The 13,365-nt window shown below is 63.3% G+C and carries 12 protein-coding genes and 1 pseudogene; 5 read left to right on the top strand and 8 right to left on the bottom strand.

The genetic code is table 11. The annotated features are described in order from the left end of the window. Nucleotides 1–6 precede the first annotated feature (6 nt). From AC0L3K_RS34800 to AC0L3K_RS34790, 3 genes are all read right to left on the bottom strand, one after another. Nucleotides 7–1,041, bottom strand: a complete 1,035-nt coding sequence (locus AC0L3K_RS34800) for a putative FMN-dependent luciferase-like monooxygenase (RefSeq protein WP_473367706.1) — start codon at nt 1,039–1,041, stop codon at nt 7–9. Between the two features lie 131 nt (nt 1,042–1,172). Further along, complete coding sequence (locus tag AC0L3K_RS34795; protein WP_473367705.1) at nt 1,173–1,967, bottom strand: MetQ/NlpA family ABC transporter substrate-binding protein; 795 nt, start codon at nt 1,965–1,967, stop codon at nt 1,173–1,175. Nucleotides 1,968–2,258: 291 nt separating this feature from the next. Beyond that, nucleotides 2,259–3,704 (bottom strand): MATE family efflux transporter, encoded by a 1,446-nt coding sequence (locus tag AC0L3K_RS34790; RefSeq protein WP_473367704.1) that lies wholly within the window; start codon nt 3,702–3,704, stop codon nt 2,259–2,261. A gap of 136 nt (nt 3,705–3,840) precedes the next feature. Between AC0L3K_RS34790 and AC0L3K_RS34785 the strand changes: the two genes are divergently transcribed. Together AC0L3K_RS34785 and AC0L3K_RS34780 are read left to right on the top strand one after the other, a co-directional pair. After that, nucleotides 3,841–4,425 carry a TetR family transcriptional regulator gene (locus tag AC0L3K_RS34785; RefSeq protein ID WP_219681529.1) on the top strand — a complete coding sequence of 195 codons (585 nt, stop codon included), beginning with the start codon at nt 3,841–3,843 and terminating at the stop codon, nt 4,423–4,425. A 195-nt stretch (nt 4,426–4,620) separates the two neighbouring features. After that, nucleotides 4,621–6,408, top strand: coding sequence for a peptide ABC transporter substrate-binding protein (locus AC0L3K_RS34780; protein ID WP_473367703.1), 1,788 nt, complete (start codon nt 4,621–4,623; stop codon nt 6,406–6,408). Between the two features lie 38 nt (nt 6,409–6,446). Here AC0L3K_RS34780 and AC0L3K_RS34775 read toward each other — a convergent pair whose 3' ends face one another. The 3 genes from AC0L3K_RS34775 to AC0L3K_RS34765 all read right to left on the bottom strand — a co-directional run bounded on the left by AC0L3K_RS34775 (nt 6,447) and on the right by AC0L3K_RS34765 (nt 7,467). After that, nucleotides 6,447–6,650 (bottom strand): hypothetical protein, encoded by a 204-nt coding sequence (locus tag AC0L3K_RS34775; RefSeq protein WP_473367702.1) that lies wholly within the window; start codon nt 6,648–6,650, stop codon nt 6,447–6,449. A 317-nt stretch (nt 6,651–6,967) separates the two neighbouring features. After that, nucleotides 6,968–7,195 carry a hypothetical protein gene (locus AC0L3K_RS34770; protein WP_354127223.1) on the bottom strand — a complete coding sequence of 76 codons (228 nt, stop codon included), beginning with the start codon at nt 7,193–7,195 and terminating at the stop codon, nt 6,968–6,970. A gap of 77 nt (nt 7,196–7,272) precedes the next feature. Then, a complete protein-coding gene (locus AC0L3K_RS34765; protein ID WP_027519884.1) occupies nt 7,273–7,467 on the bottom strand; it encodes a hypothetical protein in 195 nt (64 codons plus the stop codon). 115 nt (nt 7,468–7,582) lie between these two features. Here AC0L3K_RS34765 and AC0L3K_RS34760 point away from each other — a divergent pair. Further along, nucleotides 7,583–7,696: pseudogene (locus AC0L3K_RS34760) on the top strand (DUF892 family protein); the annotation flags it as partial. A 76-nt stretch (nt 7,697–7,772) separates the two neighbouring features. On the opposite strand, the gene AC0L3K_RS34755 reads toward AC0L3K_RS34760, so the two are convergent. Both AC0L3K_RS34755 and treZ read right to left on the bottom strand, forming a co-directional pair. Then, the gene (locus AC0L3K_RS34755) at nt 7,773–8,630 is read right to left on the bottom strand and encodes an SDR family oxidoreductase (RefSeq protein ID WP_473367701.1); all 858 of its coding nucleotides are present in this window, start codon (nt 8,628–8,630) and stop codon (nt 7,773–7,775) included. 63 nt (nt 8,631–8,693) lie between these two features. Then, nucleotides 8,694–10,505, bottom strand: coding sequence for a malto-oligosyltrehalose trehalohydrolase (gene treZ / locus AC0L3K_RS34750; protein ID WP_354127221.1), 1,812 nt, complete (start codon nt 10,503–10,505; stop codon nt 8,694–8,696). Between the two features lie 276 nt (nt 10,506–10,781). On the opposite strand from treZ, the gene AC0L3K_RS34745 reads away from it, so the two are divergent. Together AC0L3K_RS34745 and glgX are read left to right on the top strand one after the other, a co-directional pair. Continuing rightward, nucleotides 10,782–11,063 carry a DUF3606 domain-containing protein gene (locus AC0L3K_RS34745; protein WP_354127220.1) on the top strand — a complete coding sequence of 94 codons (282 nt, stop codon included), beginning with the start codon at nt 10,782–10,784 and terminating at the stop codon, nt 11,061–11,063. Between the two features lie 19 nt (nt 11,064–11,082). Continuing rightward, nucleotides 11,083–13,320, top strand: a complete 2,238-nt coding sequence (gene glgX, locus AC0L3K_RS34740; RefSeq protein ID WP_473367700.1) for a glycogen debranching protein GlgX — start codon at nt 11,083–11,085, stop codon at nt 13,318–13,320. Nucleotides 13,321–13,365: the final 45 nt, after the last annotated feature.

The following is a 13,365-nucleotide window of genomic DNA, read 5'->3' as shown; positions in this document are numbered from 1 at the left end:
TCGCAACTAGCCCGCCAGCGCCACATCCGCCGCCGTCCGGGTCCAGCCCAGCGCCGGCGCGACCTTCTCCGCGACCAGCTCGATCGAGCGCAAGATATGGGGATGCGGGGCATCGACCGAATGCGCCTGGAAGACGAGATCGGTCACCCGCTCCAGCGTGGCGTCGGCGCGGAGCGAAGCGATCACGTCGTCGGCCGCGCCGACATGGGTGTCGAACGCTGCGATCATCTCCTCGAGCGTCTCGCCCGGCTTGGCGTGGCCGCCCTTGAGGAATTGCGGCAGCGCGCGCCGCAGCCCGATATCGGCAAGGCGTAGCGCCTCGGTGCGGTCGTCGGCGACGAAGATGGTGCGCGAGGCCATGATGCGGGGTTCGCGTCCCGGCGGCAGTGCTTCGAGATAGGCATCGATGACCGGATTTTGAATCTCGGCCAGCGTTGCCTTCGGCGCCTCCTTGGTTCGAGGCTGGGTGCGCGACAGCAACAGGCCATCGCCCGCCTTACCGGCACGCGCGCCGCCCGCAACGGAGAACGTCGCCTGCCAGATCCGGTTGTCCAATTGCGGCCGCTGCGGATAGAGCGTGTCGCCACCGTCGAGCGGCTTGCCCGTCAGCGCCGTGCGGACGATTTCCAGATTGCGCGCAAAGATCTCGTTGCGCTGGGCGCTGTCGAGGCCGAAGGCGGCAAAGGCCGAGGGATTGCCGCCGGTGCCGACACCGAGCTCGAAGCGACCATTGCAGAGCAGATCGAGCACCGCGGCATCCTCCGCCACCCGCACAGCATTCTCCAGCGGCAAGGTGACGATGCCGGTGCCGAGCCGGATGCGCGAGGTTTGGGCTGCGACGTAGCCGAGAAAGGTGAAGGGGGACGGCAGACCGCCCTCGCGCTCGTGGAAATGGTGCTGCGCGATCCATGCGGAATCGAGGCCCGCCTTCTCGGCGCGCACGATCTGCTCGGCCGCGAAGCGATATCGATCGGCGGGCGGGGCCTCGTCGAGAAGCCGTGTGAAAAACCCCAGGCGTTTCAGGTTTGCTAAGCGTTTCATACGACCCCTGTCGGACGAGGATAGGCCCCGATGATGTCGGTTGCCGCAGCTCCAGACAAGCGGGCATTGCGCAGGGCTCGTACGCTGCCCGCCGGGATCGCCCTGAGCTGAACTTTGGCTGGGCAGACTGCCTACCAGCTCGGCAGTACCGCGCCCTTGAACTTGGTCAGGACGAACTCCTTCACCTCCGCCGTGTGATAGCTGTCTACCAGCACCTTGACCCAGGGCTTGTCCTTGTCGGCCGTGCGAACGGCGATGAGATTGACGTAGGGACCCTTCGGGTCCTCGCGCAGGATCGGATCCTTGACGGGATCGAGGCCCGCCTGGGTTGCATAATTGGTGTTGATCGCGGCGGCGTCGACGTCGTCGAGCGCGCGCGGCGCCTGCGCCGCGTCGACCTCGATGAACTTCAGCTTCTTTGGATTCTCGGCGATATCAAGCACCGTCGGCTTGAAGCCCGTGCCGTCCTTCAGCTTGATCACGCCCTTGTCGCGCAGCAGCAGCAGCACGCGGCCGCCATTAGTCGGATCGTTCGGGATCGAAACCTTGCCGCCCTCGGGGATGTCGGCGAATGCCTTGTGCTTCTTGGAATAGACACCGATCGGGAAATTCACGGTCAAGCCGACGGCTTCGATCTTGTAGCCACGGTCCGCCTTCTGGTTGTCCAGGTAAGGCTGGTTCTGGAACGAATTGGCCTGGATCTCGCCGGCATCGAGCGCGGCATTCGGCACGACGTAGTCGGAGAATTCGATGAGCTGGATGTCGAGACCCTGCTTGGCGGCGATCGGCTTCACGGCCTCGAAAATCTGGGCGTGCGGCCCCGGCGTCACGCCGATCTTGATGGTCTCGGCCGAGGCGCCCGCCGACCATACGACGAGGACGGCAGAAAGGATCAGGGGGAGGCGAAACGACATCTTGGTCTCCATGATCTTGGTCTCCATGACTCAGCGGCAACGACTGGAACCGTATTCGCTTCTCTATGTGGCGAAATCAATGAAATGGAAATCCATATTGGATGCCGGCAGCGGCAGACACCTTCTCAATTCGATACCAATCGGGAAACGAATTCACAGAGATTAGGAATGCTCTGCGCAATCGTGACGGGCATCACGGCGCAACAACAGCCGGGGAGCGAAATGGCGGCGAGATAGCAGCAGGCAATCCAGCCGGGATTTCGGTGCTGGTTGTCGGTGTTGCCAGCATCAGATGATCTGCGCCTACTCGGACCGCCAGGTCGACGGCGACAGCATGATCAGGACGCAGATCACGGCATAGGCGGCGAGCGATGCCGTCACCATGGTGGCGAGCCCCGCCATGCCGGCGCCGAAGCTTGCCACCGCGATCCAGCCGCCACCGGCCGCGATCAGGATGCGCGCGACCGAAGACGCGAGCGGGCCGATGGCGCGGCCGGTGCCTTGCACGGCGAACGACGTCACGAAGCCGAAGCCGAGTGCGACGTAGGCCGGCGCGACGATGCGCAAGTAGGTCATGCCTTCGCCCACCACCTCGGCATCGTGACTGAAGAGATTGAGCCAGGCCGTCGGGAAGATCGCCACCAAAAGGCCGATCGTGCCGGTCAAAACCATGCCGACAACGCCGCTGATCCAGCCAATGCGACGTGCCCGCGCCGTCTGTCCCGCGCCCATGTTGACGCCGACCATCGTTAGCGTCGCGGTGCTGATGCCGAACAGCAGCGGGATCATGATGTAGTCGAGCCGCGAGGCGATGCCGTAGCCGGCGAGCGCGGAGGTGCCGAACAGGCCGACCGCGCCGGTGACGAGAATGACGGTGAGATTGGTCAGCACCGCATTGAAGGCGGTGGGAATGCCGACCTTCAGCATGTCACCGAAAATTTTTGCGCGGAGCGGCACGATGTGCAGCTTGAGGCCGGTCGCACCTGAGGCCATGTAGCGCAGCAGAAACAGCATCGCCGCGCCGTAATAGAGGCCGAAGGCGATGCCCGCGCCGCCGACGCCGAACCGCGGGATCGGTCCCAGACCGAAGATCAGCGCCGGCGACACCGGAATCGTCACGATCGCGCCGACCAGCGTCACCAGCGCGGGCACCTTGACATTGCCCGCGCCGCGTAGCGCCGCCGCCTGGAGATTGACGATCCAGACCGGGATGGCGCCGGCGAACAGATAGTTGGAATAGGTGGTGGCCGCAGCGAGGGCACCGTCGGCGCCGCCAAGGGCGCGGTAGAGATGCGGACCGCCGACGATGACGCCGAGCGTGAACACGCCGCCGGCAATCATCGCGAGCACCACGGCATGAAACAACGCGGCTTCGGCATCGTCGCGGCGGCCGGCACCGACCGCGCGCGCGACCGAGGAGGCAACGCCGCTGCCGAAGCCGCCATTCGACATCATGGTCATCAGCATGAAGATCGGGAACACGAGCGCCGCACCGGCCAGCGCATCGGTGCCGAGGAAGCCGACATAATAGGCTTCCGCGATGTTGACCGCGGTTTGCGCCACCAGGACGGTCACGGTCGGCAGCGCGAGCCGGAGCAGCGTCGGCAGGATCGGCGCCCTCAGCAGCGCTGCGCGCCGCTGCTCGGCCGCGCCTGGTGTTGATGCCGCCACTTGGCGGAGCGGAGCGGTGGCGCGAGCCACGATCTGCGGGGCGGACAAGGCCGGCGCGGCGGCATCCTCGACTGACATGGGTTCGATCCCTGGGGTCCCGAAGGGCCGCCGCCGATCGGCCGCCCATTGCATTATGTTCATAATGTATTATTATGATCATAATGCAATGGGCCCGGCCTCACGATTTTGTGGCGGGGTCGCGCAGGAGGCGGGATTGGCGCGCTACGACAAGGGACACAGGGACACGACGCGGCGGCACATCATCGACGTCGCCTCTTCGCAGTTCCGCGAGAGCGGCATCGCCGCGGTCGGCCTCGCCGGCATCATGGCGGAAGCGGGCCTGACCAACGGCGCCTTCTACACGCATTTCGCTTCCAAGGAGGATCTGGTACGCGCGGTGCTGATCGACGCCCTGGAGCGGCGCGAGCAGAGGCACAAGGACAATCTTGCAAACGGCGTCGCGCTCGAGGAAACGATCCGCGACTACCTCTCCCCGCGCCATCGCGACCGCGCGGGCGCCGGTTGCCCGACCGCAGCCCTTGTCGCCGAAATCGCCCGACATCCCAAGGCGACGCGTGATGCCTTCACCGAGAAGACGTCGGAGATCATCGCGCTGATGGCGGCGCAGATGCCGGAAGGTCCGGTTGCGGAGCGTCGACGACGCGCGATTTCGGTCTACGCAACCATGGTCGGCGCGCTGCAATTGTCGCGCGCGGTGAGCGACAGGCAATTGTCGGAGGAAATTCTCGAGAACGCGGTTGGAGCTGCGCTGGCGCTTGCGAATGGGCGGTTCCCCTAGCTCGCATTGGATCGCCGCCTTGGGTCTCTCGCGCGGCGATCCAGCTAGCGCCCCTTGGCAGCCATAGCTGCCGTCCCCTACGTTCGTCATTTCGCCGCAGGGTTTTCTCACCCTGTCGGCATTGCCGCCTCGCCCGTGATGAAACATGATGGGCCTTGGCCGGTGACGACTTGTCTGTGAAGTGGGGATCATCCGATGAACGAGAACGAAATCCGCAAGTCCATCGCTGAGGTGAAGCAAGGCAAGCTATCGCGACGTTCGTTCATGCAGACGATGGCTGCGATCGGGATCGCAGCGCCGGTCGCGAGCCAGATCCTGGTCTGGAATGACATGGCGATGGCGGACGCCACGCTGCCTTACAAGCCGACCAAGGCCGGCGGCGGCGGCCCGCTCAAGATCCTGCTCTGGCAGGCCCCGACGCTGCTCAATCCGCATTTCGCGCTCGGCACCAAGGACCAGATCGCCTCGCGCGTCTTCTTCGAGCCGCTCGCCGGCTGGGACAAGGAGGGCAACCTCGTCCCCTGCCTCGCGGCCGAGGCTCCATCCAAGCAGAACGGCGGCCTTTCGCCGGACGGCCTGAGCGTGACCTGGAAACTGAAACAGGGCGTGAGGTGGCATGACGGCAAGCCCTTCACTGCCGACGATGTCGTCTTCACCTGGCAATACGCCTCGGATCTCGCGACCGCGGCGTACACCACGGGTTCCTACAAGGACATCACGGTCGAGAAGATCGACGACCACACCATCAAGGTGCTGTTGAAGGCGCCGACGCCGTTCTGGGCCGATCCCTTCGTCGGCTCGGTCGGTCCGATCCTGCCGAAGCATCATTTCGGCGATTATGTCGGCGCGAAGTCGCGCGAAGCGCCCGGCAATCTGAAGCCGGTCGGCACTGGTCCCTACAAATTCGTCGAGTTCAAGCCGGGCGACCTGATCCGGGCCGAACGCAATCCCGACTATCACGTCAAGAACCAGCCGCATTTCGACACGCTCGAAATCAAGGGCGGCGGCGATGCGGTATCCGCGGCGCGCGCCGTGCTGCAGACCGGCGAATATGACTACGCCTGGAACATGCAAGTGGAGGAGGAGGTCCTCAAACGCATGGAGGCCAGCGGCAAGGGCAAGCTCGACGTCACGCCGTCAGGCAATGTCGAGTTCATCATCCTCAACACGACCGATCCGTGGACCGAGGTGGACGGCGAGCGCTCCAGCCCCAAGACCAAGCACCCGACGCTGTCCGATCCCGCCGTTCGCCGCGCGATGAACTTGCTGATCGACCGCGAGTCGATCCAGAAGTTCATTTACGGGCGCGGCGGCGTCGCCACCGCGAGCTTCGTCAACGCACCCAAACAGTTCAAGTCGGCCAAGCTGAAATACGAGTTCGACGTCGACAAGGCCAACAAGGTCCTGGATGACGCCGGCTGGGCAAAGGGCGCGGACGGCATCCGCGAGAAGGACGGCAAGAAGCTCAAATTCGTCTTCCAGACTTCGACCAATGCGCCGCGTCAGAAGACGCAGGCCATCATCAAGCAGGCCTGCCAGAAGGCCGGCATCGAGATCGAGATCAAGGCGGTCACGGCATCGGTGTTCTTCTCGTCCGACGTCGGCAACCCCGACACCTACTCGAAGTTCTATGCCGACATGGAGATGTACAACACGACGCAGCCGCAGCCCGACCCGGAGCGCTTCCTGAACCAGTGCGTCTCCTGGGAGATTTCCAACAAGGACAACAAATGGCTCGGCCGCAACGTCTCGCGCTGGTCCGATCCCGAGGCCGACAAGGCCTACAAGGCCGCCCAGAACGAGCTCGATCCGGTCAAGCGGGCCGCGCTGCTGATCAAGGTCGACGAAACTTTTTGCGAGGCCAACGTGTTCCTGCCGCTTCTATCCCGCAACATCGTCAACGCAGGGGTCAACAATCTCATGGTCGACATGTCAGGCTGGGACGTCACGACCTGGAATCTGGCGAGTTGGTACCGCAGCTGACGCTTTCCAGCTCAATTGCCAGTTCAATCCTTGCGAGCTCAATCCCTGCCGGCGAATTGACGGTCGAGGTTTGACGCAGTGTCTGCGCTTCTCAGCCGCTTCATCAGCTCATCCCGCTCCTTGCCATCGGGCAACGCCTCGGCCTTTTCGCGGATGGTCCTGGTGAACTCTGCAAGCCGCTCTTGAAGCGTGGTGGTTTGCTGAACGCGACGCGCCTGTGCACGATCGGGTCTCCATGTCATGGCACCATGCGGTGCCTTTCCGCATGGCCGATGATAAGAGCGAGCGCAGCCATGTCTGCATCAAATGATATAGTTCAAGCCATTTGGTACCGACGCCCTTTGTGCACATGTGAACAGTCGGAGCTGCCTTCAGCTGCCGGTCCGGAACGAAAATGACGGCTGTTACATTGACGCGGCGAGACAGCACGGACGCGCCATGGGCAAGATATTGATCAGCACCGCCGTCGTAAGCCTGGCGCTCATCATTGCCTTCGCGGTCTATGTCATCACTCTGTGAATTGCCGACAGCAGAAGCCAATGATGGTGCGGCTCGGACATCACCCGCGCGCGCAGCAATCGACCAACAGGTCCCAGATCCGCTGCGCCTCGGCCGGCTTGCGGGCTTCGAGCCCCTTCTCCGGGTCGGACTGCGAGTGGCCCGCCACCGGGTGCGTTTCACGCGGCACGATCCATCTCTGGGAGATCGGGTCGTACCATTTTCCGATCATCATTTCAGTCACGCCGATCGACTCACCGATTTGATCCTGGGCGGAGCTACGGCTCACGGGCTTCGTCCAATCCCATTCGCCGCGCCTCGCCCATTTTACAAATCGGCTTCTTGCCCGATCGTTCCTGCAACGGCTCAGCCAGGCCGCGCCGGATGAAGCGTACGGGGATGCCGCTCGTGCAGCAGTCGCGCGAGCTCTTCCCGCTCCGCTGGCCGTCCCTTCATGGCGGTCTCGAACAGCGCTTCCTGGATGTCGCGGGGCATGTCACCCCAGACGTCCATCGCCGCTCGTCCGAGCAGGCTCGCAAGATGATCCGCTCCATCGCTCATTCGGCTCTCCTGATCTGGTCACGGGAATGGAACAGCTGCAGCTGTGCGGCGTTCCAGTTCCATCATTGACAAGGAGACGTCGTTTACGGGATTCTTCACCAAGGACATCAAATCGATGGAAGACCTGCTGCTGCACGGGCTGCAGGATATCTATTACGCGGAACAGCAGATCCTCAAGGCGCTGCCGAAGATGATCGATAGGGCGACAAACAAGGACCTCGTCGCCGGTCGAGGCGTACTGGTGAAGACATGCTGGGCGTGGCGGCCCTGCTCGCAGGGCTGCCACGTTCTCGTCGCACGTTCGGTCAGATGAACGGCTTGCCGCCGGTGACCGCCAGGGTCGCTCCCGATGTGTAGCTCGAGAGCGGATCGGCGAGCATGACATAGGCTGTCGCGAGTTCGGCCGGCTGGCCGGCCCGTTGCATCGGCACCTGCTTGCCGAAGTTCTTCACAGTGTCCTCCGCCATCGTCGACGGAATCAGCGGCGTCCAGATCGGACCCGGGGCGACCGCATTGACCCGAATGCCTTTGCTCGCCAGCATCTGGGCGAGCCCACCGGTAAAATTCTGAATGGCGCCCTTGGTCGTGGCATAGGCCAGCAAAGTCGGATTCGGCATGTCGGAGTTCACCGACGCGGTGTTGATGATCGCCGCTCCCGGGCGCATGTGGGGGACCGCAGCCTTGGTGAGATAGAACATGGCGTGGATATTGGTCTCGAACGTCCGCTGCCATTCCTCGTCGCTGATGTCAGCGATCTCCTTGAACGTGTCCTGATGCGCCGCGTTGTTGACGAGGATGTCTATTGCGCCGAACGCCTCGACGGTGCGCTGGATGATCGCGCGGCAATGATCGGGATTGCGGATGTCGCCGGGGATCAGGACGACCTTGCGTCCTGCGCGCTCCACCAGCGTCTTGACCTCGGCGGCATCCTCGTCCTCGTTCAAATAGGCGATGACGATGTCGGCACCTTCCCTGGCATAGGCGATCGCGACCGCGCGGCCGATGCCACTGTCGCCTCCGGTGATAATTGCCTTCTTTCCGGTCAGGCGCCCGGCGCCCCTGTAACTTTCCTCGCCATGATCCGGTCGCGGGTTCATCGCGCGCGTCGAACCGGGCATCGATTGCTGCTGCGGCGGGAAAGGCGGCTTTGGATATTCGGTCATGAAGCGGCTCCAGAGATTTACTCCGCTAACGGAAAGCTTTCGGAAGCGTTCCTCGCTGTTCCATCACGCCTCGTGGCCAAGCCTTACGATGATGTCGCTCCGCAACAGGGCTGGCGCGTCGGCGGCGCCCAATCGCCATAGGCTCTCGCCCGCAACCAGCGCCGGCATGGGCAGTTCGCCGTCCGCGAAATTGGCGACGATCTGCAAGATGTCTCCGTTCGCCGTCCGCCAACGGGCATCCAGGCCGCCCTTACGCTGGTTCTCCCCCAGCAACTTGCAATGAGCCGAAAGGAAACCCCGTTTGATCAGCGGAACGATCTTCTCGCGCCGTATCTTCAGCAATCGGGATGTTAGGCTGCGAAACCTGGCGCTGGCGGGAGAGCGGTCGATGCCGGTCCAGTCGAGCTTCGATGCCGCGAAGGTTTTTTCATCGCACGGATCCGGAATCCTGGCGCGTATGTCGGGCGTCGAGAACGCCTTGAAGTGCGCGAACTCCTTACGCCGCCCTTCCCGCGTCAGCTCGGCAGCTTCGCCGGACCAGTCTGCGAAAAACAGGAACGGTGTCTCGGCCGCGGCTTCCTCACCCATGAACAACATCGGAATGTGCGGATTCAAGAGAACCAGCGCCATGGCCTGATCCAGTTTCTCCGGACCGACCAGCGCGGAAAGCCGCTCCCCGAGCGCGCGATTGCCGATCTGGTCGTGGTTCTGGGCGAAGAAGATGGTGGCCTCGGGCGGCAGATGCGCGCTCGGCTCGCCGCGCGGTTCGTCATGCAGCGGAAAGACTTCGCCCTGGTAGGCAAAGCCCTCGGTGAGCGCTCGCGCGAGATGTTCGAGCGGCCTGTCTGCGAAGGCGCGATAGTAGCCTTCGTCCTCGCCCGTCAACAGGACGTGGAGCGCGTTGTGAAAATCATCGCCCCATTGCGCGTCATAGAGCCGGGTTCGCCCTTGAGCACGGTCGAGCAGGCGGGCCTGATTGGCCTCGTTCTCCAGCATCAGATGCACGCGTCGGCCCGGCAGCTGACTGCGAACCGTCTCGGCAAGCTCGATCAGGAAATGGCGGTCGGAATCGTCCTTGAGCGCGTGAACCGCATCGAGCCGCAAGCCGTCGAACCCGTAGTCGCGCAGCCACATCAACGCGTTCTCGATCAGGAACTCGCGCACGAACGCGCCGTCGTGTCCCTCGAGGTTGACGGCAGGGCCCCAGCCGGTGCTATGGCGCGTGGTGAAGAAGCTTTCCGCATAGAGGTGCAGATAGTTCAGCTGCGGCCCGAAATGGTTATAGACCACATCGAGGTAGACCATGATGTCGAGGGCATGCGCCGCGCGTAACAACCGCTTGAGGTCTTCCGGCCTGCCGTAGCGCGCATTTGGCGCATTCAGCAGCACGCCGTCATAGCCCCAATTGTGCCGGCCGGGGACGTCATTGAGCGGCATCAGCTCGATTGCGGTGATGCCGAGATCGTGCAGATAGGGCAACTTTTTCTCGACGCCGGCATAGGTGCCTTCCTCACTGAAGGTGCCGACATGCAACTCGTAGATCACGGCCTCCGCCCAGGGGCGGCCGGGATAGAGCACCGAGTCCCGGAACGTCGCGGTGTCGATCACCTCGCTCGGCGCCCCGACGTCGTCTGGCTGGAAGAACGAGGCGGGATCGGGAACAACCAGGTCTTCGTTGATCCTGAACTGATAGCGCGTGCCGACATGCGCGGTGGGACTCAACAACTGGTACCAGCCATCATGGTCGCGCGTCATCCGGAGTGGCGGCCGGCCGGCTTCGAGCAATTCGACCGATTGCGCCGTCGGCGCCCAGAGATTGAAGCAGACCCCGTGATCGAGGCATCGAGGGCCGTGGTGTCGCGCTTGCCCGGCCATTCCCAATCTGTGACTCAAACCTGGCCGCCTTTGCGTGGCTGGAAGTAACAGCACGCTTCGCGAGGCTCGATTTTACGATCGCTCGAGCATGCTCAGGACGGGAGAAGCCGAGATGGAGGCATTCGTTCCTCAGGCCGGCGCCACACCGATGCGCCGTGCGCGTTGTGTGCACTTTTGGGCCGAGGTGCGGCGACGATGGTTGGGGAAGATCACTGTTGCAAACAGGGAACGGAATCGCCTCGGCGACGGTTGCAATTCTACACGGGAGTTTTCGCCATGCGCCGCTCGAAGCCACAGCCGATCCGCAACAAGCTCGATCTTGCCGACCGTACTCAGGTGCGGCTCGTCAGAAAGCGTCTCGGACTGTCAGATGCGGAGCTGACCAGCATCGTCGAGCGGACCGGCAACTCGATTGCGGCCATCAGCAAGGAGGCGGCGCTGCAAAGGGCAACCACGCTGCCCAAGCCGGACGATGTGCCTCCCGCCGCCGCGATCGCTTCGGCGACCGTCGGCGAGCAGGCGACGACGGAAGTGACGGCAATCCCACCAAATTCTTGAACGACTTTTCGGGGCAGCGATGGATCAAACAGTACATCCAGACGACGCCCTGACGCGGGCGGCTTCGCGCCTGCGCCGCTCCCGCATCAGCGAGGGCAAGCCGTTTCCGCTCGGCGCCACCTGGGACGGGCTCGGCGTCAATTTCGCGCTATTTTCGGCCCATGCCACCAAGGTCGAACTCTGCCTGTTCGACGACGACGGCGAGACCGAACTGGAGCGGATCGAACTCCCGGAATATACCGACGAAGTCTGGCATGGCTATTTGCCCGCGGCCCGTCCCGGCACCATCTATGGCTATCGTGTTCACGGCCCCTACGAACCCGACGCGGGACACCGCTTCAATCCCAACAAGCTCGTGCTCGATCCTTACGCCAAGCAGCTGGTCGGCCGGTTGCGCTGGGGACCGGAGCTGTTCGGCTACCAGCTCGACCATGCCGACAAGGATCTCTCCTACGACGAACGCGACAGCGCGCCCTTGATGCAGAAATGCCGCGTCATCGACCCGGCCTTCACCTGGGGCGCCGCGCGCAAGCCGGAAGTGCCATGGGAGCGGACGATCGTCTACGAGATGCACGTCAAGGGTTTTACCCAGCTGCATCCGCTGGTGCCCGACGCAGACCGCGGCACGTTCTCCGGCCTCGCGCATTCGGAGGTCCCGGCCTATCTGCGATCGCTCGGCATCACCAGTGCAGAATTGCTGCCGATCCATGCCTTCGTCGACGACAGCTATTTGGTTGAGAAAGGCCTGCGCAATTACTGGGGCTACAACTCCCTCGCCTTCTTCGCGCCGGAGCCACGTTACCTCAAGACGCCGTTCGCGAACGAATTCAAAGCCATGGTCAACCAGTTCCACGCCCATGGCATCGAGGTCATCCTCGACGTCGTCTACAATCACACCGCTGAAGGAAACGAGCTCGGCCCGACCCTGTCCTTCAAGGGCATCGACAACGCTAGCTATTACCGCCTGCTGCCGGACCAGCAGCGCTACTACATCAACGATACCGGTACAGGGAATACTGTGAACCTGTCGCACCCGCGTGTGCTGCAACTCGTCGCGGATTCCCTGCGCTATTGGGCGACCGAGATGAGGATCGACGGCTTCCGTTTCGACCTCGCCACCATCCTGGCACGGGAGCCCTACGGATTCGACGAAGGCGGCGGCTTTCTCGATGCCTGCCGCCAGGACCCCGTGCTCTCCAGCGTCAAGCTGATCGCCGAGCCTTGGGACATCGGTCCGGGTGGCTATCAGGTCGGCCAGTTTCCGCCGGGATGGGCGGAGTGGAACGACAAGTTCAGGGACACGGTGCGCGCCTTCTGGAAGGGCGACGAGGGATCGATCGCGGACTTCGCCAAGCGCGTGTCCGGATCCGGCGATCTCTTCAACAAGCGCGGCCGCCGGCCGTGGGCCAGCGTCAACTTCGTCACCGCACATGATGGTTTCAATCTCAACGATCTCGTCTCGTACAACGACAAGCACAATGAAGCCAATGGCGAGGACAATCGCGACGGCCACAGCAACAATCACTCCTGGAACTGCGGCGCCGAGGGACCGACGGACGATCCGGACATCATTGCGCTGCGCGAGCGCCAGAAGCGCAATCTGCTGGCAACCATGCTGTTGTCGCACGGCACGCCCATGCTGCTTGCCGGTGACGAATTCGGACACACCCAGCACGGCAACAACAACGCGTACGCCCAGGACAACGAGACCACATGGCACGACTGGATGGGCATCACCGCGAACGGCCGCAGCCTGCGCGAATTCACCCGAAAGCTGATCGCCACGCGCAAGGCATTTCCGATTCTCTACCGCAGTCGCTTCCTGGTCGGCTCGCACAATGAAGAGCTGGACGTGAAGGACGTGACGTGGCTCGCGCCGTCCGGAGAGGAAATGACGACGGAGCAGTGGCAGGACGGCAACGCCAAATGTTTCGCTTTGCTGCTCGACGGCCGCGCCCAGGAGACCGGCATCAAGCGCCGCGGCTCGGACGCAACCATGCTGCTGATCTACAATGCTCATCACGACGTCGTCCATTTCACCCTGCCCGCCGTCGCCGAGGGACGCAGCTGGGTCGGGTTGATCGACACCAATCAACCGGAGGGGCAGATGCCCGCGTTCGACTTCGGGCATGTTTATGTGATGACCGGGCGATCCCTCGTGGTGTTCGGTCTCGCCACCGAGAGCATCGCCACCCGCCGCCTGCGCCAGGGCCTGGGAGCGCTGCTCGACGTCGTGGAGGCGCCGCTGCCGGGATAGTCGCCACGATCAGGCGAGCCGATGCTTTCGAGTTGATGACAATAG

The sequence above is a fragment of the Bradyrhizobium sp. MI1.10 genome, from assembly GCF_055811035.1.
Note: the sequence above shows the minus strand (reverse complement) of the source record. Positions and strands in the feature narration are given on the sequence as shown.